Annotated in this window: 15 protein-coding genes; 3 read left to right on the top strand and 12 right to left on the bottom strand. The window is 71.5% G+C overall.

Annotated features, from left to right (window positions below):
- Positions 1-73: 73 nt before the first annotated feature.
- The 12 genes from DN069_RS35675 to DN069_RS35620 form a co-directional block, all read right to left on the bottom strand.
- On the bottom strand, positions 74-1330 hold the full coding sequence (locus tag DN069_RS35675) for an SLC13 family permease (RefSeq protein ID WP_111507408.1): 1257 nt from the start codon (positions 1328-1330) through the stop codon (positions 74-76).
- A gap of 110 nt (positions 1331-1440) precedes the next feature.
- On the bottom strand, positions 1441-2208 hold the full coding sequence (locus DN069_RS35670) for a hypothetical protein (RefSeq protein WP_111507407.1): 768 nt from the start codon (positions 2206-2208) through the stop codon (positions 1441-1443).
- Positions 2205-2735 (bottom strand): SigE family RNA polymerase sigma factor, encoded by a 531-nt coding sequence (locus DN069_RS35665; RefSeq protein WP_111507406.1) that lies wholly within the window; start codon positions 2733-2735, stop codon positions 2205-2207. Before DN069_RS35665 ends, DN069_RS35670 begins: the two co-directional genes overlap by 4 nt.
- A gap of 95 nt (positions 2736-2830) precedes the next feature.
- The gene (locus tag DN069_RS35660) at positions 2831-3814 is read right to left on the bottom strand and encodes an expansin EXLX1 family cellulose-binding protein (protein WP_111507410.1); all 984 of its coding nucleotides are present in this window, start codon (positions 3812-3814) and stop codon (positions 2831-2833) included.
- A gap of 114 nt (positions 3815-3928) precedes the next feature.
- Complete coding sequence (locus DN069_RS35655) at positions 3929-5677, bottom strand: cellulase family glycosylhydrolase (protein ID WP_111507405.1); 1749 nt, start codon at positions 5675-5677, stop codon at positions 3929-3931.
- A 46-nt stretch (positions 5678-5723) separates the two neighbouring features.
- Positions 5724-7226: a glycoside hydrolase family 43 protein gene (locus tag DN069_RS35650; protein ID WP_111507404.1), complete on the bottom strand. Its 1503-nt coding sequence runs from the start codon at positions 7224-7226 to the stop codon at positions 5724-5726.
- 83 nt (positions 7227-7309) lie between these two features.
- Entirely contained in the window at positions 7310-9037 is a 1728-nt protein-coding gene (locus tag DN069_RS35645) for a cellulose binding domain-containing protein (protein ID WP_243640210.1), read from the bottom strand.
- Between the two features lie 95 nt (positions 9038-9132).
- Positions 9133-11118 (bottom strand): beta-galactosidase, encoded by a 1986-nt coding sequence (locus DN069_RS35640; protein WP_111507402.1) that lies wholly within the window; start codon positions 11116-11118, stop codon positions 9133-9135.
- A 22-nt stretch (positions 11119-11140) separates the two neighbouring features.
- Positions 11141-12181: a LacI family DNA-binding transcriptional regulator gene (locus DN069_RS35635; protein ID WP_111507401.1), complete on the bottom strand. Its 1041-nt coding sequence runs from the start codon at positions 12179-12181 to the stop codon at positions 11141-11143.
- A 121-nt stretch (positions 12182-12302) separates the two neighbouring features.
- Complete coding sequence (locus DN069_RS35630; protein ID WP_111507400.1) at positions 12303-13277, bottom strand: carbohydrate ABC transporter permease; 975 nt, start codon at positions 13275-13277, stop codon at positions 12303-12305.
- A complete protein-coding gene (locus DN069_RS35625) occupies positions 13274-14221 on the bottom strand; it encodes an ABC transporter permease (RefSeq protein ID WP_243640209.1) in 948 nt (315 codons plus the stop codon). The genes DN069_RS35630 and DN069_RS35625 overlap by 4 nt, the downstream gene beginning before the upstream one ends.
- On the bottom strand, positions 14218-15900 hold the full coding sequence (locus DN069_RS35620; RefSeq protein ID WP_133260155.1) for a type 2 periplasmic-binding domain-containing protein: 1683 nt from the start codon (positions 15898-15900) through the stop codon (positions 14218-14220). The genes DN069_RS35625 and DN069_RS35620 overlap by 4 nt, the downstream gene beginning before the upstream one ends.
- Positions 15901-16122: 222 nt before the next feature.
- On the opposite strand from DN069_RS35620, the gene DN069_RS35615 reads away from it, so the two are divergent.
- The 3 genes from DN069_RS35615 to yicI all read left to right on the top strand — a co-directional run bounded on the left by DN069_RS35615 (position 16123) and on the right by yicI (position 22417).
- Positions 16123-18984 carry a glycoside hydrolase family 3 protein gene (locus DN069_RS35615; protein WP_243640208.1) on the top strand — a complete coding sequence of 954 codons (2862 nt, stop codon included), beginning with the start codon at positions 16123-16125 and terminating at the stop codon, positions 18982-18984.
- A 101-nt stretch (positions 18985-19085) separates the two neighbouring features.
- Positions 19086-20069 carry an acetylxylan esterase gene (locus tag DN069_RS35610; protein WP_111507397.1) on the top strand — a complete coding sequence of 328 codons (984 nt, stop codon included), beginning with the start codon at positions 19086-19088 and terminating at the stop codon, positions 20067-20069.
- Between the two features lie 65 nt (positions 20070-20134).
- A complete protein-coding gene (gene yicI, locus DN069_RS35605) occupies positions 20135-22417 on the top strand; it encodes an alpha-xylosidase (RefSeq protein ID WP_111507396.1) in 2283 nt (760 codons plus the stop codon).
- Positions 22418-22454: the final 37 nt, after the last annotated feature.

Genomic DNA, 22454 nt, shown 5'->3' with positions numbered 1-22454 from the left:
TGGGCGCGGGCGGCGTCCACGCAGGCGGGCCAGGTTCCCTCGGTGATCCAGACGACGACGGCCACGGCTCTGCTCACCCTCCGACGATCTGCAGTGACGCCCACAGTGCCACGACCGCCAGCGTGAGCGCGGCGGGCACGACCAGCAAGCCCAGCCGGGTGAACTCGCCCAGGTCCACGTCGCCTTCGTGCTCGCGGACGATGCGCCGCCACAGCAGGGTCGCGAGCGAGCCGGCGTAGGTGAGGTTGGGGCCGATGTTGACACCCAGCAGCACCGCCAGGACCGCGCCCGCCCCGGCCGGGGCGGCGAGCGGGACGAGCACCAGCGTGGCGGGCAGGTTGTTGATGACGTTCGCGAGCACGGCCGCCAGGGCGGCGACGCCGAGCAGCGCGGGCAGCGTGCTGCTGTGCGGAACCAGGTGCGCGAGCCCCGACGCGAGCCCGTTGTCCACCACCGCCCGCACGACGACGCCGAGCGCGAGGACGAACGCGAGGAACGGCAGGGCGGCGGAGCGGACGATCGCCGCCGGGGTGGTGCCGCGCCGGGCCAGCGCGCGGACGGCGAGGATCGCCGCGCCCGCGAACGCGGCCCAGGCCGGGTTGACGTCGAGCGCGGAGGTGGCGACGAATCCGGCGAGTGTCCCGGCGACGGTGAGCAACGCGAACCAGGGGAGGTGGGGAACCTCGGTGTCGGCCGGTGCCTCGGCACCCGCGTCCAGATCGGCGGCGAAGAAGCGGCGCAGCACCAGGTACTCGACGCCGATGGCGACCAGCCAGGGCAGAGCCATCAGCGACGCGAAGCGGGTGAAGCTCACGCCGGCGGCGGCGAAGGCGAGCAGGTTGGTGAGGTTGGAGACGGGGAGCAGCAGTGACGCGGTGTTGGACAGGTGCGTGCAGGCGTACAGGTGCGGTTTGGGCCGGGCCCCGAGGTGGGCGGCGGTCGCGAAGACGACCGGGGTGAGCAGCACGACGGTCGCGTCCAGGCTCAGCACCGCCGTGATCACCGAGGCGACGGCGAAGACCTGCACCAGCAGCCGGCGCGGGCGCCCGGCCGCCGTCCGCGCCATCCACGCCCCGCAGGCCTGGAAGAGGCCCTCGTCGGCACAGAGCTGAGCGAGCACCAGCACGGCGGCCAGGAAGCCGACGACCGGGCCGAGCCGGCCCAGCTCCGTCGCCGCGTGCGACCACGAGATGGCGCCCGCGCCGACCACGACGGCGGCTGCCGGGACCGCGACCACGGCCTCGGGCCAACCCCACGGGCGCACGACCGCACAGACCAGCACCCCCACCAGCAGCACGACGGAGAGCAGTTCGGCGGCGGGGGCGTTCAGGGGTGACTCCTCAGGTCAGCGCGTTGCGGTGACTCCTATACAAGCAGACTCGGCACTCCGCCCCCGGCCGTGGCGCACCACGACCGAGAGCCCCGCTGTCCCCGCGAGCGCTACCCTGCCGGGACGAACCCGCCCCAGACCGCGACGGGAGGGCCGGCCGCCGTCCGCGCGTCGACGCGGTAGCGGTCGCCGGCCGTGTCCCGCACCCCGGTGGCGTGGTTGAACTGGGCGGCGAACTCGTACTGGCCGGCAGGTACGGTCAGGCCGGGCTTGAGCACCCACCGGTAGACCAGCGTGCCGCCGACCTCCCGCACCGTGACGGTGAAGTCGTCGACCGGCAGGGTGCGCCAACTGCCTGTGCTCTGTACACCGCCGGTCTGCGCGATGCGCAGCTCCAGGGTGAGCGTGGTCAGCGGCTGAGTGGTCCTCAGCACGAGGTCGCTCTGTGACCAGTAGACGGTGCTGTGCGCGTCCACCGAGCCGACCGACCACAGCGGCCCGGCCTCGGGCCGTGGCCCGGTGGGCTGAGCCGGGCGCGAGCCGCCCCCGGTCGTGGCCGACGGTGAGCCGGGGGAGGAGTCGGACGGCGACGGGGTCGGACGGGCAGTGGTCGACGGCGAGTCGGTCGGTGTGGTCACGGTGGTCGTCGGCGACGGGCCCCGCACGATGTCGGCGACGGCGAAGCCGCCGGTCGCCAGCAGACCGGCCGTGGCGAGACCGGCGAGCACCGTCCGGGGGCCCGACCGCTTGAACGGGCGGGTGCGGTGACGGACGGCCGGGCCGTCCAGGCCGCGCTCGGCGCGGGCCAGCATCCTCGCGCGGTCGGGCCGGTAGGCCTGGGCGGACTCGCGCAGCTGCCGCTTGATCTCCTCACTCACGGAACCCTCCTCCCTGCCACCAACACCTCGGCGGATCGTACGCCGAGGATCCTTTCCAGCTCGGCCAGCCCCTTCGAGGTCTGGCTCTTCACCGTACCGACCGATATGCCCAGGGCCATCGCGGTGTCCTTCTCCGACAGGTCGAAGGCATGGCGCAGCACCACGCACGCCCGCCTGCGGAACGGCAGCCTGGTCAGCGCCGTGCGCACGTCGAGCACGGCGGCCACATCGGGGCCGTCCGTCCGTTCCGGGACGCGGGACCAGAACAGCGTGATCCGACGGCGCTCCCGTACCGTGCTGCGGACCCGTTCGCGGGCCATGTTGGCGACCACGCCGCGCGCGTAGGCGCGCGGGTGCTCGGCGGCGCGGAGCCGGTCCCAGCGCTGCCAGAGCGTGACCAGGGCGTCGGCGGCCAGGTCGTCGGCCGCGTCCGCCTCTCCGGTCAGCAGGTGCGCGAAGCGGGCCAGTTCGGCGTAGTGGCGTTCGAAGAAGTCGTGGAACTCTGCGGACGCGTCGTCAGGGAGCACTCCCTCGGTCGCCCTTTCTTGCATGTGCGCGTTAACAAGACGCATGAGGGTAACAGCGGTCGTCAACGGGTCCAGGCGGCTGGATGGCGGCCCGGTTAATGCCGGGCGAACTGGACACCGGTCGGCTGGGCGACGTCCGGCCGCACCGCGATCCCGTCGACGGTCAGCTGCTGACCGTAGATGTCGGTGATCCTGATCGGTCCGCCGCACCCGCTGCCGTCGCTGGAGACGAAGTAGTCGTAGTCGGTGCGCGGGAGCCGGCGCCAGCCGCCCGCGGCGGTCCGGACCTCCAGCAGGGCGACCGGGTTCCGGTGGCCGATCACCTGGATGCCGCACCACCACTGGGTGGAGCCCGTCTTGTACCGGAGGGAGAGCGGGCCCGGCGAGGCGGGGCTCAGCAGCGTCCAGGTGATCGGGAGGCGGCCGACCGAGAGGTCGGCGAGCCGCGCGAAGGCCTGCTGGCTCAGGTCGAGCTGGCCGGGCGCGCAGGGCAGGGGGCACTCGTTGACGATCCGCACCGTCAGGGAGGCGCCGTTGGCGGCGCGCACGAGCACGTAGGCGCCGCAGGCCTTGGACGACTCGTAGTCCGTGTAGTTCATCGCCGCGATCATGAGGTCTTCGGAGGGCCCGAACAGGCACGACCCGTTGCCGTCCGCGGCGGCGTAGGCGGTCGCGACGCCGTGGTAGGTGACGGAGGGCTTGATCCGCCCGGCCAGTGGCGCCGTCGCGGACCCTGCTGATCCCGTAGCCGCCGTGCCGCCGGTCGAGGCCGATCGCGACGCCGAGGCGGAGGCGGAGGCGGACGTGGACGCCCTGCCGGTGCCGGTGGGCAGCACCGCCGCGTGCGCGGCTCCGACGGCTCCGGAGGCAGTCGCCGGTCCGGCGCCGGGTGTGGCGCCCGCCTGGGCCGCGGTGACGGCACGCCCCGCGTCGTTCGGGCCCCAACTCGGCAGGAACGTCAGCGCCAGGCATGTCAGCACGCCCACGGCCAGCAGCGCCGCCGGTATGCCCGTGGTCAGCTCGCGTCCACGCCAGCGCCTGCGCCGTGACTGCGGCGCGGCGTGCCTCGTTCCCCTCATGCCCATCCGTTCGGTCGGTCCGGTCGAGTCGGTGTTCCACCGCTTCGTTGCCGCCGCGCGCGGAAAGGTTGCCGGCCCGCGCGAAGTTTCGCGCGGGCGGATCCAACGGAGCGGTCAGGAGGTGGTGCCGGTGACCGAGGTGCCGGACTTGGTCACGTGGTAGGTCACGGTCGCGCCGCTCCAGAAGTGGAAGGTGAGCGTCACCGGGGCGCCGTCCTTGAGCGCCGAGAGGAACGCGGAGGTGAGGCTCAGGGCGCCGCCCGTGTAGTCGGGGGAGAAGGAGGTGCCGAACTCCTGGTAGGTGGTCCAGGAGGCGGGGCCGGCGCCGGTGCCGTCGGCGTAGGTCGCCTCCATGGTGGCCAGCCGGTCACCGCGGAACTGGGTGGGGAGGGAGAAGGAGGTGCTGGTGCCGGTCGCGGCGGAGAGCACCGGCGTGTCGTTGGTGATCACCTGGATCTGCCAGGGGAGGCCACCGGAGAAGCGGACCTGGAGCGTGGAGTCGACGCCGTACGCCCCGGAGCCGGTCAGCTTGGCGAGCTCGGCCGCGGTGAGGGTGAGCTGGTTGCCGGAGACGGCGTAGTCCCGGCCCCGGACCAGCCGGGTGCCGCCCTGCCAGATGCCCTGGAAGCCCTTGCCGTTGAGGTCGAGGGTGAGGGTCTGGGCGTTGACGGGGCCGGACTTCGGGACGAAGACCTGGTCGGTGGAGGCGGTGCCGGACTCGGTGCGGTAGCTCGACCTGATCCAGGAGTACAGGGCCGGGTCACGCCACTGCAGCGCGTTGCGGTCGAGGAAGTTGCCGTCGTCCCACAGCGCGGTGGTCACGTGGTCGAGGCGCGCCTGGTAGGCGACCTCCTGGTAGTACTTGAGCATCTCGCCGCGCTCGACGATGCCGGAGTTGGGCTCGCTGAGCAGCCCGTACTCGCCGAGGTAGACCGGGATGCCCTTGGAGGTGAAGATGTCGCGCATCCGGTTGAAGGCGTCGGTGAGGTCCTGCTGCGTCTGGGCGTTGAACGTGGTGAAGCCCGCGATGTTCACGCTGAACGGCCAGAAGCCGTAGTAGTGCACGGTGGCGACCAGGTTCGGGTCGTGCAGCGTGGCCATGTCGGCGGCCAGGTGCTCCATCAGGGTCTGGTCCGGGCTGGAGCCGACGGGCGGAAGGATCAGCAGGCGCGTGCCGTTCTTGCCGCCCGACTGGCGCACGACGCTGTGGAAGGAGTTGTTCAACTCGTCGAGCAGTGCCATCTTCTGGGCGTCGCCGGTGGTGTTGGTGAAGCCGGGCTCGTTGACGCTCTCGAAGAGCAGCCGGTCCGACTCGTTGCGGAAGGTGTCCGCGATCTGCGTCCAGGTCGCGTTGAACCTGGCCAGCACCTGGTCGTGCTGAGTGGGCATGTTCGTGATCCACTGCCAGGAGTCGTGGTGGACGTTCATGTCCACGTACAGGCCGTCGGCCAGAGCGAAGTCGACCACCTGCTTGACCCGGGCCAGATAGGCGGGGTCGATGGTGTAAGGGGCGGTCGCCGACTGGTGGTTGCTCCAGGTGACGGGGATGCGGACGCTGTGAAATCCCTGCGACTTGATGTCGTCGAACAGTGCCTTTGTCGCGGGCGGATTGCCCCAGGAGGTCTCGTCGGGGATGGCGTCCAGGCTGTTGCCCATGTTCCAGCTCGGCTGCATCTGTGCGACGGCGTCCATGGCCCGGTTGTGGACCATCGGGGTCGCGTCGGTGGATGCAGGCGGGGTCGCGCGCTCCGCGGCGAACGCGTCGGTGCCGAGCGTCGCCGGGGCCAGCAGGAGCAGAGCCGCGGTCGTGGCCAGGCCGGCCTTGCCTGCGCGGTGGCGTGCCCTCGTCAGGTCGTGCGTCATGGTGGTGCCGTCCTTTCGCTTCCGGGGGTGCGGTGGGGTGCTGGGTTCAGTGCGACCGGTAGTCGCACCAGTCGAAGTGCACGGAGCCCGCGGCGGCGTACAGGCCGATCACGCGGCCGGTGAATCCGCCGGCGACCTCGGTCGAGAGGTACCGGCCTTCGAGAGTGGCGAGCACGGCGAACGTGCCGTCCGGCTCCTCGACGCCGAAGGAGAGGGAGTCGGGTCCGGAACGCGCGTCCCGCGGCGGCTGCGGGGTGATCTCGACGCCGAGGACCACCGGCCCGGTGGGCATCGGAAGGGACGCCACCTCGGTGCGCAGCGGGCCGATACGGGCGAACACCCTGACCGCGCCCGCGCCCGCCTCGATCTCGTAGTGGTGGCTCTCGTCCAGCCGGACGGCCAGGCCGCCGTGCCCTTCTGACGGGTCGACCAACGTGCGCGCCGCGCAGGCCAGGTGCTGCTGGCGGCGGCCCACGAAGACCACGTCCGGCTCGTCGAGGGAGCCGCCGGCGGCGTGGAGGGTCAGCCAGCCGGGGCGTTCCTTGGTCGAGCACAGTTCGGCCGGGCGCTGCCGCACGGAGATCCAGCGCGGGTGCAGGTCGGGCTGGTCGAAGTCGTCGCGCGCGGGAGCGGCGGGGACGGGCTGGAGCGGCCAGGTGGGCGCGGCGATCTCGGGGGTGAGGTCGCCGACGACGGGCCAGCCGTCCACCCAGGTGACCGGCGCGAGGAAGGTCTCGCGGCCCAGCACGTGCCAGCCGGGGGTGCCGCCGCCCGGTCGTACGCCCAGCAGCACCAGCCACCACGAGCCGTCGGGGCCCTGCACCAGGTCCGCGTGGCCGGTGTTCTGGATCGGGCGGTCGGTGCTGCGGTGCGTCAGGATCGGGTTGGCCGGGCAGGGTTCGAAGGGCCCTGTGGGTGTGCGGCCGCGCGCGACGGACACGCCGTGGCCGCGTTCGGTGCCGCCCTCGGCGATGAGCAGGTACCAGTAGTCGCCGATCCGGTAGAGGTGCGGGGCCTCGGGGGCCAGCGCGCCCGGCGTGCCGGACCACAGGCGGTGCGCCGGTCCGAGCGCCTCGCCGGTGTGCGGGTCGATGCGCAGTTGGGAGATCCCGGCGACGGTGACCCAGCAGGTGCCGTCCTCGTCCCAGGCGAGGTCGGGGTCGATGCCGGGGACGTCGGGCAGCGGGACCGGATCGGACCAGGGTCCCGCCGGGTCGGTGGCGGTGAAGAGCATGTTGCCGCCGTCGCCCACGTTGGTGACGATCAGCCAGAAGCGGCCGTCGTGGTGGCGCAGGGTAGGGGCGTAGATCCCGGCCGAGGACGGCATGCCGAGCGGAAGGCGCAGCTGGCTCGGCCGGTCGAGGGCGTTGCCGAGCTGCGTCCAGTGCACCAGGTCCCGGCTGTGGAAGACGGGGATGCCGGGGAAGTACTCGAAGCTGGAGCAGGCGAGGTAGTAGTCGTCGCCGACCCGGCAGATGCTGGGGTCCGGATGGAAGCCGGGGATGACGGGATTGGCGACGGTGCCGCCCGGCTGGTGCTGCTCTGACACGTGGTCAGTTCCTTTCGCTGACATGGGGGTGGTGATGCCCCGGCGCTCCTGGGGTGGCCTCCGGGGCATCACCGGTCGGGGGTTCAGCCGATCGAGCAGGCCGCGCCGTTGAACCAGAAGGCGGACGGGTCGGCGTCACTGCTGGACCAGGTGGCCTGGAAGCCCCACTGGACGCTGCCGCCGGGTGCGATCGCGGCGTCGTAGGAGACGTTGCCGGCGTTCACGCTCGGGCCGCTCTGCGAGACCGTCGCGCTCCAGAACTTGGTGACGTTGGTGTCCCCGGCGAAGTTGAAGCCGAGGTCCCAGCCGTTGACCTGCGAGCCGCTGGTGTTGGTGATGGTCACCGAGCCCACCACGCCGCCGTTCCACTCGTTCTTGTTGTAGACGACCCGGCAGCTCGCGCTGGTGGGGTGCATCTGCACGACCGTGATCCCGTAGGCCGGCACGGTCTGGGTGGTGGCGCTGCCGGACTGCGCCGAGCCGATCGAGTGGGCGTTCTCCAGGTAGGAGTAGACGGTCGGGGTGCCTGAGGACGGGGTGAAGCCCGCGTAGGACAGGCTCACCGTCGCGGTGTTGTTCGGGTCCTTGTTGATCAGCATGACGTCCACGTCGCCGTCGGCGCGGCGGACGGCGTGCGCGGACAGCAGCGAGGACGAGCTGGCGGCCTTGACCAGGGTGTCACCGGGCGAGCCCAGCTTGGTGATCATCTGGGTGCCGTAGTAGGCGGGGAAGGGGGTGTCCTGCGGCGGCTCGCAGGAGGAGCTGGCGAGCATGCCGTAGTCGTTGTAGTCGGTGGCGCCGTCCACGGTCGTCAGCCCGGAGCAGCTGGACCCGTTGTGCAGGGCCCACCAGTCCGTGGTGAAGGCGCCGTTCTCCATCCAGGTGAGGTACTCGTCGGGGGCGAACAGCCCGTTCGGGGCGGTGTCGCGGTAGCTGGTGGCGTTGGCCTCGGTCACCGCGATGCCGACGTTGGGGGCGTTGGTGCCGGCGTACTGGTTGATCAGTGCGTGCACGCTGCCCGCGATGCCCGGGATCAGGGCCTGCGGCTTGCCCAGCAGGTCGGCCTCGCTGGTGCTGTCCGGGTAGGTGTGCACGATGACGTAGTCGATCTTGGAGCCCGCGATCGACAGGACCGTGTGGTTCCAGTCCATCGAGTCGCCCGGCCCGACGATGCCGTCCGGCCAGAAGCCGGGGGTGGTCAGCACGACGCCGATCTTGATGCTCGGGTCGACGGCCTTCATCGCCGAGACGTACTGCAGCAGGTTGTTCGCGTAGGTGGTGGCGCTGTGGCTGGAGTGGGTGTCGGTCTCCCAGGTGGCGCCGTACTCGCCGTTGCCGTAGACCTCGTTGCCGATCTCCCAGTACTTGACCCCGTAGCCCTTGGTCACGTTCGCGTACTGGACCCAGGCCGCCGCCTCCTGCGGGGTGCCCGAGCCGTAGTTGGCGGTGATGATCGGCTGCGCGCCGGCGGCGCGCACCGTGCCCATGAAGGCGTCGAAGTCGGTGTTCGGGGCGACGTAGCCGCCGCCCTGCTCGGTGTTGGTCTGCCAGTGGTAACCGTCGGCGTAGCTGCCGCCGGGGTACCGCACGGCTCCCATGCCCGCACCGCTGAGCAGGCCGGGGATGTCGGAGCTGTTCATGTGCGGGTCGTAGACCGCCTCGTTGACGCCGACCCCGGTGCTGGGGATGACGGCGAGCTGCTGGGCGGCGTCCACCGACACCGACACGGCGCTGTCGGCGGCCGCGGGCGGCGCGGCGGCGGTGACGGCGCAGGCCACCGCGAGCGACAGGGTCGCGGCGACGGCGGTCATGCGCTGACGGAATGTTAACGCTCTCATTGGTGCGCCTCCGGGTGGGGAGCGGCGAAGTGCGGGTTGAGCGGGCCGGTGCGGCTGGAAAGGGCGGTTCAGCGTGCGCGCAGGACCGCGCAGCCGCCGGGCGGCAGTTCGCTCACGGGGCCGTCGGTCAGCAGGTCCTGCAAGGGCTCCGGCAGTCGTGCGGGCTCGGCGCCGTGGTTCATGACGACGTGCCAGCGGCGGCCGTCCTCGGCGTGCCGCGTGACGGCCTCCACGGCCGGCGGCAGCCCGGGCAGCTCGGGCTGGACACCGGCGGCGTCCAGCAGCCGTGTCACCAGCCCGGCCTGGTCGGCGTCGTCGAGGCGGGCGGACACGTACCACCCGTGCCCGGCGCCGAAGCGGTGGCGGGTGAGCGCGGGGCTGCCCGCGAGCAGGCCGTGGGTGTAGGAGGCGAGCGCCTCCGCGCCCTCGACGCGCAGCGACTCGCTCCAGGCGGCGGCGTGCGAGCTGTCGGACAGCACGATCCGCTCGTCGCGCCCGAGCGGCCGGTACTCCTCGACCCGGATGCCGAGCGCCTCGCGCAGCGCCGCCGCCGGGTAGCCGCCGAGGCGGGCGTGCAGGCGGTCGTCGACGTAGCCCGCCGCGTGCTGGACGAGCAGGGTGCCGCCGTCCTCGACGTAGCCGCGCAGGTTGGCCGCGCCCGCGTCGGAGAGCAGGAACAGCGCCGGGGCGACGACGAGGCGGTAGCGTCCGAGCTCCTGCTCGGGGTGGGCCAGGTCGACGGTGACGCCCGCGTCCCACAGGGTGCGGTGGGCGCGGCGCAGGGCGGCGTGGTAGTCGAGTTCGGCCGAGGGCAGGCCGTCGACGTCCAGCGCCCACCAGGCGTCGGAGTCGTGCAGCACCGCCACCTCGGCCCGCACGGTGGAGCCGGCGAGCTCACCGAGGCGGGCGACGGCCGCGCCGGTCTCGGTCACCTCGCGGAAGGTGCGGCTGTCCGGTCCGGCATGCGGCACCATCGCCGAGTGCCACGTCTCGGCACCGGCCCGCGACTGGCGCCACTGGAAGAACAGCGCGCCCTCCGAGCCGCGGGCGATGTGGCCGAGCGAGTGGCGCAGGATCTCGCCCGGCTCCTTGCCGAGCACGCGGTCCCCTGCGTAGACGGTGCTGGTGCCCTGCTCCATCAGCAGCCAGGGCGCGCCGCCCGCGAAGGAACGGGCGCGGTCGGCGCCGAACGCGGTGTCAGCGGCGGCGTCCAACCCCGGACCCGTCGGGTAGTGGTCGATGCTGACCACGTCCACCTCGCGGCCGAAGGCCCACAGGTCGAGGTTCTGGTAACCGGGCAGCATCAGGTTGGTCGTCACGGGACGGTCGCTCGCGGTGCGGATGACGTCGCGCTGCTCGCGGTAGGCGGCCAGGGTCTCGTCGGACCAGAAGCGCCGGAAGTCGAGCGCCTGCCCCGGGTTCTGGTGCCACTGGGTGGCGCGGGGCGGCAGGACCTGCTCCCAGGAGGTGTACCGCTGGCTCCAGAACGCGGTTCCCCAGGCCTCGTTGAGGACGTCCAGCGAACCGTGCCGGGCCTGCAGCCAGACCCGGAACGCGGCCGCGGTGTGGTCGCACCAGCACAGCGTCACGTACTCGTTGTGCACGTGCCACAGCGCCAGCGCCGGATGGTCGCCGTAGCGCTGCGCGAGGGCGCTCGCGACGCGACGGGCGGCGTCGCGGTAGGCGGGCGCGGCGAGGCAGTAGGTGTCGCGGCTGCCGTGCGTCAGCCGGGTGCCGTCGGGGCCGACGGGCAGGGCGTCCGGGTGGGCGAGGGTGAACCACGGCGGCGGGGACGCGGTCGGCGTGGCCAGGTCGACGGAGACGCCGTTCGCGTGGAGGCGGTCCAGGTGGGCGTCGAGCCAGGCGAAGTCGTAGCGGCCCTCCTCCGGCTCCAGCAGCGCCCAGGAGAAGACGCCGACCGTGGCCAGGTTGACCCCGGCCCGGCGCATCAGCTCGTCGTCCTGCTTCCAGACCTCCTCGTCCCACTGCTCCGGGTTGTAGTCACCGCCGAAGGCGAGGCCGCCGAGGCGGTCCGTCAGGCGACGGGTCGTCATAACTGCTCCTCTGGTAGGGGCGTCACTGGTCCGGGCGCCGGCGCGGCGCCCAGGTGGTGCTCTCCCGGATCACCAGTTCCGGGGAGAGCAGCATCAGCCCGTCCTCCGGCTGCGGCGCGCCGTCGGCGACCGCGGCGATCCGGGCCATGACCTGCTCGACGGCAACCGAGCCGAGCTCCTTCGGCGGGCCGGTGACGGCGCTGAGCCGGGGCGCGTACTGCTCGGCCAGCTGGTCGGGGCAGATGGCCATGACCGAGGCGTCCTCGGGGACGGTCCGCCCGCTGGCGCGGAGCAGGCTCAGCAGCGGGCCGATCGCGCCCTCGTTCTGCACCACGAACCCTGTCGTCGCCGGACGGTCCGAGAGGATGCGGGCCAAGGTGCCCGCCGTGCTCTCGTAGGTGCCCTCGCACGGTCGGTGCAGGAAGCGCAGGCCGCGCTGTTCCGCCTGGTCGCGGAAGCCGTTCAGGGTGCGCTCGGCGTAGCCGGCGTGGCGTTGGTAGACGCCGGCGGCGTAGCCGATGAACGCGACGTCGCGGTGGCCGAGGTCGGCCATGTGGTCGGCGCAGAGGGCGCCCGCGGCGCCGAAGTCGTGGTCGACGCAGGACAGGCCGTGCGGGTCGTCGGGGATCCCGATGAGGGCCGCGGGGATGCCCTGGGCGCGCAGGACCGGGACACGGTCGTCGTCGAGGCGGACGTCCATGAGGATCACCCCGTCGGCGAGGCCGCTGCCGGCGACCCGGCGCACCCCCTCGGGGCCCTCGTCGTTGGTGATGAGCAGGACGTCGTAGCCGTGCTGACGGGCCGTCATGGTGACGGCGATGGCGATCTCCATCATCGTGGGCACGTAGACGTCCGTGTGGAGCGGCACCACCAGCGCGATGATGTGCGAGCGCTTGCCCGCGAGGGCGCGGGCCCCCGCGTTGGGGTGGTAGCCGAGCTCCGCGATGGCCCGCTCGATCCGCTGGCGGGTCTCCTCGGAGATCGAGCGCTTGCCGCTGAGCGCGTAGCTCACCGTGCTCGACGAGACACCTGCGTGCTTGGCCACGTCGGCGATGGTCGCCATCGTTGTGTTTCCTTTGCGTCGGTTCGGGCTGGGGGAGCGGTCCCCTGGTCTGTCACGCGGCGGGGAGGCGCGCGGGAACCGCTCCCGGTCAGTGTGGACCGTCGTCCTGGGCCGGTCCGACTCAGCCCTTGATCGCGCCGGTGAGGACGCCGGTGCGGAAGTGCTTCTGTACGAACGGGTAGACGATCAGCAGCGGCACGAGGGTGAGCACGACCACGGCCATCTGCAGGGACAACGGCGCTGTTTGGGCGTGGGTGTTGCCGAAACCGGCGTTGATCGAACCCGGCAGACCGACACCGCGGTTCACGTAGGTGAGCAGCACGTACTGCAGTGGCCACTTCTCACTGTCCGTCGGCATGTAGAGCATGACGTTGAAGAACGAGTTCCAGTAGCCGACGGCGTAGAAGAGCGCGATCACCGCGGTCACCGCGCGCGAGGTGGGCAGCACGACGGACCACAGGATGCGCCAGTCACCCGCGCCGTCCATCCGCGCGGCGTCGATCAGCTCGGCGGAGGTGTCGCTGTAGAAGGACCGCAGGATCAGGATGTTGAAGACCGAGACGCAGCCCGGCAGGATCAGCGCCCACCACTGGTCGTAGCCGCCGAGGCCGGTGACCACCAGGAAGGTGGGGATGAGCCCCCCGTTGATGAACATGGTGATGACCAGCAGGACCAGGATGAAGCGGTGGCCGAGTGAGCGGGGCCGCGACAGGCCGTAGGCGCACAGGACCGAGACCGCCATGGAGACCGCCGTGCCGATCGCGGTGATGGCGAGGCTCACCAGCAGGGAGGTGCGCACGGTCGGGTCGTTCAGCATCTCCCGGTAGGCCTCGGTGGTCAGCCCGTCCGGCCAGACCACCAGGCCGCCGGCGCGGTTGATCGCGCCCGGGGTGGAGAGGCTGGTCACCACGATGATCCACAGCGGCACCAGGACGACGGCGAGCATGCCGCCGAGGGTCAGCCCTTTCGCGGCCTGGCCGACGGTGGTCGGCGGCTCCTGCCACGGCGGGCGCGCGGACCCCGCCCTGCGCCTGGGGACCGGCGCGGTCGCGCTGCGCTCGCGCCCCTTGCGGCCGATGGTGAGCGTGTTGGTCATTTCCGGTACAACCCGTCCTCTCCGAAGGCGTGCGCCAGCCTGTTCGCACCCCAGATGAGCAGCAGCGAGATCACGCTCTTGAAGAGCCCGGCCGCCGCTCCGTAGCTGTAGTTGCCGGTGGCGATGCCGTAGTAGAAGGAGAAGGTGTCGAGCACGTCCGCGGAGTCGTGGCCGACCGCGACGCGCTGGATCAGGAACTGCTCGAATCCGACCGACAGCGCGTTGCCCAGGCGCAGGACCAGCATCAGCACGACCACTCCGCGCAGGCTCGGCAGGGTGATGTGCCACATCCGCCGGAACCGGCCCGCCCCGTCCGCCGCCGCGGCCTCGTAGAGCTCGTTGTTGATTCCGGCGAGGGCGGCGAGGAAGACGATGATCCCCCAGCCCGCCTCCTTCCACACCGCCTGCCCGGTGACCAGCAGGGCGAAGGTGTGCGGGTTGGTCATGATGTCCCAGACGCCCATGTTGTGTTGGCGCAGGAACAGGTTCAGCGCGCCGGCGCCGCCCAGCATCTGCTGGAAGATCGTGATGGTGAGCACCCACGAGAAGAAGTGGGGGAGGTAGACCACCGACTGGATGAAGTTGCGCAGCCGTTCGCTGAGCACCGAGTTGAGCAGGATGGCCAACGCGATGGGGATCGGGAAGAACAGGATCAGCTGGACGAAGCTGAGGTAGAGCGTGTTCTTCATCGACTCCCAGAACAGCGGGTCCGCGAAGAGCTGCCGGAACTGGTCGAAGCCCACCCAGTCGCTGTGCCAGACGCCCACGAGCGGGTCGTAGTCCTGGAACGCGGTGGCCAGGCCGAACAGCGGCAGGTAGTTGAAGGCCAGCAGCAGGACGACGGCCGGAACCGTCATCAGCAGCAGCGACTTGTCGCGCCGCAGCCTGATCCGCCAGTTCAGGCGCGGGGGGCGTCGGGCCGTTTCGGCCCGTGCCGTGCTCACTGGCCCGTGCCGTACTTGTCGAGGACGTTGGTGGTCATCCACTGCGTGAAACGGTCCCCGCCGCCGTTGGTCTTCCAGGTCGCGATCGCGGCCTGCACGTCGGACACCTTCTTCTTGCCGTGGTAGCAGTCCTTGATGGTGTCCTCGACGGCCTGGGCGGCGTTGGCGGTGGCCATCTCCTGCGGCATGGTGATGTTCATGCCCCAGAAGGGCGGCTTGACCAGGTTCTTGACGTTCGCGGCCTGCCAGGCGGCGTAGTCCTTGGTGACGATGTCCGCGCCGGGGTTGCTGATGACGGAGGGGGAGGAGGCGAGGAAGGCGTAGGTGGTCGGCTGTGCGTCCTTCTTGCCCTCGTCGGTGAAGGTGGGCACGCCGTTCTGCCGGGTGTGGTGCACGCCCTCCACGCCGAAGTTCACCATCGTGTACTCGGCCGAACCGTAGGGCGCGGCCAGGTAGTTGGCGACCGAGAGGAGTTCCTCGATCTGGTCGGGCTTCAGGTTGGCGTTCAGGTAGCTGAGGATGCTGGTCGAGGCGCCCATGTAGAACTGGGGCGTGCTCTTGCCGTCGGCGGCGAAGGCGTTGAACGAACCGCGCCGGTAGTTCTTGTTCGCGGCGGTGCCGGACTGGTAGTCGGAGAGGTTCCAACCGCCGGTTCCACCGCCGGAGATGAGCACCTTGCCGGCGTAGAAGCGGGTGGCCGCGTTGGCGAAGTCGCCCGCGAGCGCATCCGGGTGCATGTAACCGGAGTTGGCCAGGCGGTAGTGCCAGTCCAGGGCCTCCAGGAACTCCGGGGTCTCGTACTTGTAGACCAGCTTGCCGTTGTCCACCTTCCAGTTCAGGGGGGCGCCGAAGAACGTGAAGAGGTAGGTCCACACGTCGTCGAAGGCCCATACGCCGCTCTTGGCGTTGGTCAGCTCCTTGCCGAGGCTCATCAGGTCGGCCGCGGAGGTGACCTGGTCGGCGGTGATGCCGCGCGATTCGAGGATGTCGCGGCGGTAGAAGGTGGTGCCCGCGATCGCGAAGCCGGTGGAGAAGGAGGGGATTCCGTAGATCTTGTCGTCCCACGCGCCGACGCGCCACGCGGCGGTGGGTATGGCGGCCAGGTTGGGGTACTTCTTGATGTTGTCGCCGGACAGGTACGGCGTCAGGTCCGCGAGCTGTGTGCCGGCCAGCTCGCCGACGTTGAAGTTCGAGTCCCACCAGGACGGCAGCTGGATCCAGTCGGGCAGCTTCTTGGCGGCCGTCATGGTCGGGATGATGGTGTTGTAGTTGTTGCCGTCGGCCGGCTTGATGGTCAGGTTGACGCCGAGGGCCTTGTTCATGGCCTGGTAGAAGGAGTTGCCCACCGGCGGCACGGTGCCCCAGAGCGGCGTGACCGCGGTGTAGCTGCCGCCCTTGCCCGGCACGCCGGAGACGGTGGCGACGGGGCTGGCCGGGTAGCTCAGGAAGCCGGGATCGGTGGCCGCGTCCGGGCCGCCCGCCACGGAGGGGATGTCGGCCTTGAGGTTGGTGCTGGGCACGTAGGCCGGCAGGGCGGACTTGAGGCCCTGGGCGGTGTTCGCGCCCGTCTTGTGCTGGCTGCCGCCGCCGCACGCGGACAGCAGCGGGGTCATCGCGGTGGCTCCCGCGATCGAGACGGCGGCGCTCACGAACGTTCTGCGGTTCAACGCTGTGCTCATGGTGGGGCGGCCCTTCTCCGGCAACGATGAAGTGTCGAAGCGCTTGGATGTTGCGGCGAGACTAACGACGCGTTACAGGTTCGGCAAGGCCCTGAACAAATCAAAAACTCGTTGTTACTGGGACTGTTGACAGGCCTTCAGCCACGTGTCAGAGTCGATGCGCTTCGACTTCTGTTTCGAGCCCCACCTGCCCGAAGGGTTTGCCACGTGAGTTCCCCGTCCGTGTCCGCAACCGAACGGCTTCCGTTCCGCGATCCCGCCCTGCCGTTGCGCAAGCGCGTCGACGACCTGCTCGAACGGCTGACACCCGACGAGCGGATCGCGATGCTGCACCAGTACGCGCCGGCCGTCCCACGCCTGGGCGTCGCGGCGTTCCGCACCGGATCCGAGGCGCTGCACGGCGTCGCGTGGCTCGGCGAGGCGACGGTCTTCCCGCAGGCGGTGGGACTGGGCGCGACCTGGGACGAGGAGCTGGTCCGTGAGATCGGCGAGGCAACCTCGGTGGAACTGCGCGCCTTCCACCACCACCGCGAGCCGCTGATGGCCCCGGGGCGCGGGCCCATCAGCCTGCAGGCCTGGGCGCCCGTGCTGAACCTGCTGCGCGACCCGCGCTGGGGCCGCAACGAGGAGGGCTACGCCGAGGACCCGGTGCACACCGCCCGCCTGGGCGAGGCCTTCTGTCGCGGCCTGGCCGGGGACGATCCCGACCACCTGCGCGCCGCGCCCGTGCTCAAGCACTTCCTCGCCTACAACAACGAGGACGACCGCTGCACCACCTCCTCCGGACTGCGGCCGCGCGTGCTGCACGAGTACGACCTGGCCGCCTTCCGGCCCGTCGTCGCCTCCGGCGCCGCCACCGGCGCGATGGCCGCCTACAACCTGGTCAACGGCCGTCCCTGCCACGTCTCCCCGCTGATCGAGGCGGAGCTGCGCCGGTGGGCCGAGCCCACCGGGTACGAGCTCTTCGTCGTCAGCGACGCCGAGGCGCCCTCCAACCTGGTCGATCCGGAGCACTACTTCGACGACCACGCCGAGTCCCACGCCGCCGCGCTCAAGGCCGGCATCGACAGCTTCACCGACCACGGCGAGGACAGCGCCACCCCCGTAGGCCGCCTGCGCGAGGCCCTGGAACGCGGCCTGATCGACGAGGCCGACGTCCACCGGGCCGTCCGTCGCCAGCTCGAACTCCGCTTCCGGCTCGGCGAGTTCGACCCTGACCTCGACCCGTACGCCGGTATCGGCCCGGAGGTGATCGACAGCCCCGAGCACCGGTCCCTCGCCCGCAGGGCGGCGACCGAGTCGGTGGTGCTGCTCAAGAACACCGGCCTGCTGCCGCTCGACCCGGCGCGCACGCCGCGCGTCGCCGTCATCGGACCGCTCGCCGGCACCCTGTGCGAGGACTGGTACAGCGCCACCCTCCCGTACCAGGTCACCGTCGCGGCCGGACTCGGCGCGGCGCTCGGCGCCCGGGGCGGCGAGGTGGTCCAGGAGGAGGGCGCCGACCGCATCGCGCTGCGCTCGCGCACGAGTCGGGAGCTGCTCGGCAAGACGGCGTTCGACGTCGTCGACTGGGGACGCGCCATGCTGACCCTGCGCGACGTCGAGACCGGTCGCTACCTCAGCCTCAAGGACGACGCCTCCCTCGTCGCCGACCGGGAACTGCTCAAGACCTGGGACGTGCACGAGACCTTCCGGCTGGAGCCCGCCGGGGACGGCGCCGTGCTGCTGCGCTCCGTGCTGACTGGCCGCTACGCCGCAGTCGACCCCGTCGACGGCCGGGTGGCGGTCACCGCCGAGACCCCGGAGACGGCCGAACGCTGGCAGCGCGAGGTGCTGCGCGACGGCGCGGCCGAGGCACGCGCGGCCGCCGAGGCCGCCGACATTGCGGTCGTCGTGCTCGGCAACCACCCGATGGTCAACGGCCGCGAGACCGAGGACCGGGTCGACACCGCCCTCCCCGCGGGGCAGGAAGCACTCCTGCGCGCGGTCACCGCCGTCCGCCCGGAGACCGCGCTCGTGGTGACGAGCAGCTACCCCTACGCCCTCGACTGGGCCGACGAGCACCTGCCCGCCGTGGTGTGGACCTCCCACGGCGGGCAGGAGACAGGCCACGCGCTGGCCGAGGTCCTGTTGGGCGGGGCCGAACCGGCCGGACGCCTGCCGCAGACCTGGTACCGGGGCGAGGACCCCCTGCCCGACCCGCTCGACTACGACATCATCTCGGCGGGCTGGACCTACCAGTACCACCGGGCCGCCCCCCTCTACCCCTACGGCCACGGCCTGTCCTACACCGCCTTCACCCACCGCGACCTGCGCCTCTCGCAGGAGTCGATCACGCCGGACGGATCGGTCGAGGTCACGGTGACGCTCGCCAACTGCGGTGCCCGGACCGGTAGCGAGGTCGTCCAGCTCTACGTCCGGGCGCTCGACACCCGCTACGAGGCGCCGCGGCTGCGCCTGGCCGACTTCCGCAAGGTACGCCTGGAGCCCGGCGAGAGCCGGGAGCTGACGTTCGAGCTCCCCGCGGGGCGGCTCGCCCACTGGGACGTGGCCACCGGCGCCTTCACCGTCGACCCCGGCGGTTACGAGGTCCTGGTCGCCCGCTCCGCCGAAGACGTCGTCCTGACCACACCGCTCACGGTGACCGGGACGGCCCCCCAGCCCCGCGTGGTCGTCGACCGTCGAACCCTGACACTCGACTTCGACGACCACGCGGCCATCGCCATCGTCGACGTGAACCGCATCGGCGGCGACGCCGTCACCCCGGCCGATCCCGAGCGGCCCGCGACGCTGCTCTTCCGCTCCGTCGACCTCACCGGCGCGGTCCGCGTCGACATCGAGGTCGCGCGTGCGGACGGCGAAGCGGGCGAGGCGAGCCTGGAGATCCTCGCGGACGGACAGGAGCTCATCCGGCTCGCGGTGCCCGTGACCGGTGACCGCTACGCCTGGACCACGGTGGGCACGGAGCTGCCCGGCCTCGCGTCGTCCGGGGTGCTGGACGGGGTCCACGACCTGACCCTGGTCCTGCACGGCGCCTTCCGCCTGTTGGCGTTCCGGTTCGGCTCAACCCCCGCGGCCGACTGAGAGCGGCCCAGCGACCGGCGGCGGCCCGCCTTGAGGGTGGCGGGCCGCCGCCTCCTTACCCGGCCCACCCCATCCCACCTGCCTCACCCCGGAGAGAGCCCATGCCGCTGACGGACTTCGGCGCCGACGAACTCGCCCGCTACCGACCGGAGTCGCCCGCCCCGCACGACTTCGACGCCTTCTGGCGACGCACCCTCGACGAGGCCCGCGCGCAGGGCGGAGCGGTGAAGGCCGAGCGCGTCACCGAGCGGTTCCGGCTGCACACCGTCGAGGTGGACGACGTGCGCTTCCCCGGCTGGAACGGCGAACCCGTGGCGGCCTGGCTACTGCGCCCCCGCGGAGCCGAAGGCCCGCTGCCGGTCGTCGTCACCTACCTCGGCTACTGCGCCGGTCGCGGCCTGCCCACCGAGCACCTCTTCTGGTCCGCGGCCGGCTACGCCCAACTCGTCGTCGACAGCCGCGGCCAGGGCCATGACACCCCGGACCGCACCCAGGGCGACGGCACGCAGTGGGTCGAGGGCTTCATGACCCGCGGCATCGACTCACCCGAGAACCACTACCACCGGCGCCTGATCACCGACTGCGCGCGGGCGGTGGACGCCGTCGCGGACCTGCCCGGCCTCGACGCCGGCCGGATCGTGGTCACGGGCGGCAGCCAGGGCGGCGGGCTGGCCCTCGCCGTCGCCGGACTGCTGGGGGAGCGGGTGGCGGCCGTGATGCCGGACGTGCCGTTCCTGTGCCACTTCCGACAGGCGGTCCAGATCGCCGGGGACGGCCCGTACCGGGAGCTCGTCAACTACCTGCGCTGGCACAGCCGCGACAAGGTCGAGCAGACCTTCGCCACCCTCGACTACCTCGACGGTGTGCACTTCGCCCAGCGGGCCACCGCCCCGGCCCTGTTCGGCGTCGCCCTGATGGACCCCGTCTGCCCGCCCGCCACCGTCTACGCCGCGTTCAACCACTACGTCGGCGAGGACCTGACCATGACCGTCTGGCCCTTCGCCGACCACAGCAGCGGCTGCGGCTCCACGCCGCCCACCCAACTGGAGTGGCTCGCCGAGCGCGGACTCGCGCCGGAGCGCTGACCGCACCTCTTTGCCCCTTCCAAGCCCTGATCACCGCGCTCCGCGCGGACGGAGGATGCTGCCTGATGAAGTTCACCGACGGCTACTGGTTGATGCGGCCCGGCTGCACCGCGCGCTTCGCCGCCGAAGTCGCCGACATCCGGGCCGACGAGCACCGACTGACGCTCTACGCGCCGGTCAAGCACGTGCGCGGACGCGGTGACACCCTCAACAGCCCCCTGCTGACGGTCGACTGCTGGTCTCCCGCCGAGGGCGTGATCGGGGTGCGCGCCACCCACCACGCCGGATCGGTCGACCGCGGACCCGAGTTCGCGCTCCCCGGCACCGAGGAGGGCGCCGGGAAGGTCCACCGCGACGGGGAGACGGCGGAGCTCAGCTCCGGTGCGCTGACCCTGCGCGTCGACTCCTCCCAGCCCTGGCGGCTGGAGTTCAGCGCCGACGGGCGGGTGCTGACCACGGCGGGGGAGCGCGGCACCGGATTCGTCACCGACGCCGATGGCCGGCACTACATGCTCGGCCAGCTCTCGCTGTCCGTCGGCGAGTTGGTCTACGGGCTCGGGGAGCGGTTCACTCCGTTCGTCAAGAACGGTCAGACGGTGGACATCTGGCAGGCCGACGGCGGTACGACGAGCGAACTGGCCTACAAGAACATCCCGTTCCACCTGACCAACCAGGGCTACGGCGTCTTCGTCAACCACCCCGGCAAGGTGAGCTACGAGGTGGGCTCCGAGTCCGTCGGGCAGGTGCAGTTCAGCGTCGAGGACCAGTCGCTGGAGTACTTCGTCGTCCACGGCCCGACGCCGAAGGAGATCCTGACCCGCTACACCGCCCTGACCGGGCGCCCGGCGCTGCCCCCGGCCTGGGCGCTGGGCCTGTGGCTGACCACCTCGTTCACCACCGACTACGACGAGGCCACCGTCAACCGCTTCGTCGGCGGCATGGCCGAGCGCGGCATCCCGCTGAGCGTCTTCCACTTCGACTGCTTCTGGATGCGCGAGTACCAGTGGTCCGACTTCACCTGGGACGCGCAGACCTTCCCCGACCCGGCGGGCATGCTGGCCCGGCTCAAGGAGCAGGGGCTGCGGATCTGCGCCTGGGTCAACCCGTACATCGCGCAGAAGTCGCACCTGTTCGAGGAGGGTCGGCGCGCGGGTTACCTCGTGCGGCGCGCCGACGGCAGCGTCTGGCAGTGGGACCTGTGGCAGCCGGGTATGGCATTGGTGGACTTCACCAACCCCGCCGCTCGTGACTGGTACACCGGCGAACTGCGCAAGCTGCTCGCGCAGGGCGTGGACTGCTTCAAGACCGACTTCGGCGAGCGCGTCCCCACCGACGTCGTCTGGCACGACGGCTCCGATCCGGAGCGGATGCACAACTACTACACCCACCTCTACAACCAGGCCGTGTTCGAGCTGCTGCGCGAGGAGCGCGGTGAGGGCGAGGTCATGCTCTTCGCCCGCTCCGCGACGGCCGGCGGCCAGCAGTACCCGGTGCACTGGGGCGGGGACTGCGAGTCGCACTTCGGCGCCATGGCCGAGTCGCTGCGCGGCGGGCTCTCCCTCGGGCTGTCCGGCTTCGGCTTCTGGAGCCACGACATCGGCGGCTTCGAGGGCACGCCCACCCCGACCGTCTTCAAGCGCTGGGTGCAGTTCGGCCTGCTCTCCTCCCACAGCCGCCTGCACGGCAGCAAGTCCTACCGCGTCCCGTGGGACTACGGCGAGGAGGCCGTCGACGTCACCCGCGCGTTCACCCTCCTCAAGCACCGCCTCGCTCCCTACCTGCACCGCGCGGCCCAGCAGGCGCATGCCACCGGCGTCCCGGCGATGCGGGCCATGGTGCTGGAGTTCCCCGACGACCCCGCCGTGGCCACCCTCGACCGTCAGTACCTGCTCGGCGACGACCTGCTCGTCGCCCCCGTCTTCACCTACGACGGCACCGTCGACTACTACGTCCCCGAGGGGACGTGGACCAACGTCCTGACGGGGGACCAGGTCACCGGCCCGCGCTGGGTGCGCGAACAGCACGGCTTCCACACCCTGCCGCTGCTCGCCCGGCCCGACTCCGTCATCCCGTTCGGCGCCGACGACCAGCACCCGGTCTCCGCCTGGGCGGACGGCGTCGAGCTGCGGGTCCACGCCTTCGCCGACGGGGCCGAACGCACCGTGGTCATCCCGAGCCCCGACGGACCGGGCGAGTCCGCCCGCTTCCACCTGCGGCGCGAGGGCGACCGCCTTCACGTCACCACCGACAGCCCCCACCCCTGGCAGCTCCGCCTCGGGGGGCCGGAGGGAACCGTCCACGCCTGCCCCGCCGGCACCCGGGCCGCCGACTTCCCCTTCCCGGCCTGAGGCGGGGGACGGTTCCGGCGGCCCGGGTGCGGGCGGG

The organism is Streptacidiphilus pinicola (assembly GCF_003258295.1).
Lineage (GTDB): Bacteria > Actinomycetota > Actinomycetes > Streptomycetales > Streptomycetaceae > Streptacidiphilus > Streptacidiphilus pinicola.
Note: the sequence above shows the minus strand (reverse complement) of the source record. Positions and strands in the feature narration are given on the sequence as shown.

What these genes read in the sequence shown, in the direction of transcription:
- yicI (WP_111507396.1), top strand. Translation starts at nt 20,135, where the DNA reads ATGAAGTTCACCGACGGCTACTGGTTGATGCGGCCCGGCTGCACCGCG.
- DN069_RS35660 (WP_111507410.1), bottom strand. Translation starts at nt 3,814, where the DNA reads ATGAGGGGAACGAGGCACGCCGCGCCGCAGTCACGGCGCAGGCGCTGG.
- DN069_RS35635 (WP_111507401.1), bottom strand. Translation starts at nt 12,181, where the DNA reads ATGGCGACCATCGCCGACGTGGCCAAGCACGCAGGTGTCTCGTCGAGC.
- DN069_RS35630 (WP_111507400.1), bottom strand. Translation starts at nt 13,277, where the DNA reads ATGACCAACACGCTCACCATCGGCCGCAAGGGGCGCGAGCGCAGCGCG.
- DN069_RS35655 (WP_111507405.1), bottom strand. Translation starts at nt 5,677, where the DNA reads ATGACGCACGACCTGACGAGGGCACGCCACCGCGCAGGCAAGGCCGGC.
- DN069_RS35645 (WP_243640210.1), bottom strand. Translation starts at nt 9,037, where the DNA reads ATGACCGCCGTCGCCGCGACCCTGTCGCTCGCGGTGGCCTGCGCCGTC.
- DN069_RS35620 (WP_133260155.1), bottom strand. Translation starts at nt 15,900, where the DNA reads ATGAGCACAGCGTTGAACCGCAGAACGTTCGTGAGCGCCGCCGTCTCG.
- DN069_RS35610 (WP_111507397.1), top strand. Translation starts at nt 19,086, where the DNA reads ATGCCGCTGACGGACTTCGGCGCCGACGAACTCGCCCGCTACCGACCG.
- DN069_RS35640 (WP_111507402.1), bottom strand. Translation starts at nt 11,118, where the DNA reads ATGACGACCCGTCGCCTGACGGACCGCCTCGGCGGCCTCGCCTTCGGC.